2 protein-coding genes are annotated in these 1,265 nt (G+C 73.8%); one reads left to right on the top strand and one right to left on the bottom strand.

Going from position 1 to position 1,265, the window contains the following annotated elements:
• Nucleotides 1-205 precede the first annotated feature (205 nt).
• On the top strand, nucleotides 206-568 hold the full coding sequence (locus tag K6I33_RS35125; RefSeq protein WP_229358844.1) for a tetratricopeptide repeat protein: 363 nt from the start codon (nucleotides 206-208) through the stop codon (nucleotides 566-568).
• 108 nt (nucleotides 569-676) lie between these two features.
• On the opposite strand, the gene K6I33_RS35120 is transcribed toward K6I33_RS35125, so the two are convergent.
• Nucleotides 677-1,265: phospholipase domain-containing protein (locus K6I33_RS35120; protein WP_229358843.1), on the bottom strand; the 589-nt coding region annotated here is incomplete at its 5' end.

Raw genomic sequence — 1,265 nt, 5'->3', positions numbered from 1 at the left:
CGTGCCCGCCCGCGTGTCCGTCATCGTCTCCCCCTGCCTCGCCGCGACCCCGAGCGCCCGACCGATCGTTCGGTAGATTCGATGGGATCAAGTATCCAGGGCCACGGCCGGGCGTCAAGGGCGCACGCGCTCACCGGCGCACCGGTTGGTGGAATATTCAACCGTCGGACGCGGTTGACGGCGGCGAAGGAGGTCACCAGTGGACATGACCTACAGTGCGCCCGGCGACGCCTACTACACCCACGGGACACCGGCGGAGCGCTGGGAGCGGGCCCAGATGTTCTTCGAGGCCAAGGAGTACACCGTCGCGGCACGGGTGCTCAGCGGGCTGGTCGAGGAGGTTCCCGAGCAGACGGGGCCGCGGCTGCTGCTGGCGCGCGCCTACTACCACTCGGCCCAGTTGCGCGGCGCGGAGAGGGAATTGCGGATCATCGTGGAGCGCGACCCGGTCGAGTACTACGCCCGGCTGATGCTGGGCCGCACCCTGGAGCGCCAGGGACGTGCCGAGGAGGCCCGGTCCCACCTGCGCGTCGCGGCAGCGCTCGCCGGTGACTTCTGGGACGCCTGACGCCTGACGCCTGACGCGTACGACGGGCCGCGGGCCGCGGGCCGCGAAGGCGCGTGGGGAAGCCGTCGCCGGTTCCCTCACGCGCCCTGGCCGCCGACCTGGACCGGCTCAGGCGTGGAGGCGCCCCGCGAAGCGGCGCTCGAAGCCGTCGCCCACGTCGGCCGTGACGGTGAGGTCGTAGCCGCCGTCCCGCTCCGCCGTCAGCGTCAGCCGGGCGCCCCCGCCCGCCGCCACGGTGGCCCGCTGCCCGTCGGAGAGCGTGAAGACGACCGGTGCGCCACCGCCGTTGGTCAAGGCCAGGCGCAGCGTCCCGGGCGCGGCGGGGTCGGGGGTCACGGCCGCCTCCGGGTGCCCCTTGGCGCCGTCCGACCAGGTGCGCACGTCGCCCTTGAAGCCGCGCAGATAGCCGTCGGGGCCGTGCAGGTCGACGTCGTACTTCCCGCCGCCGTAGGTCAGAGCGCTGAAGTAGTCGCTCGCGTCGCCGCCCACCGGGACCGTGTAGTGCCACGCCGCGTAGGCGCGGTGGTTGACCGTGAAGGCGCTGAAACCGGCGCCGAGCGTCCCGGTGTTGACCACCTTGAACCACAGCCTGCCGGTGGCGGTGTCGGTCCAGGACGTGGTGTCGAAGCCGTAGCCCGTGCGGCGGGCGGGCCGGGTGCCGGGCTCCTGCGCGGGCTGCGGCGGGTCGGCCGGGGGC

The sequence above is a fragment of the Streptomyces sp. UNOB3_S3 genome (assembly GCF_020740895.1).
Taxonomy (GTDB): domain Bacteria; phylum Actinomycetota; class Actinomycetes; order Streptomycetales; family Streptomycetaceae; genus Streptomyces.
The sequence above is the reverse complement of the archived record's forward strand: the minus strand, read 5'-3'. Positions and strand labels throughout refer to the sequence as shown.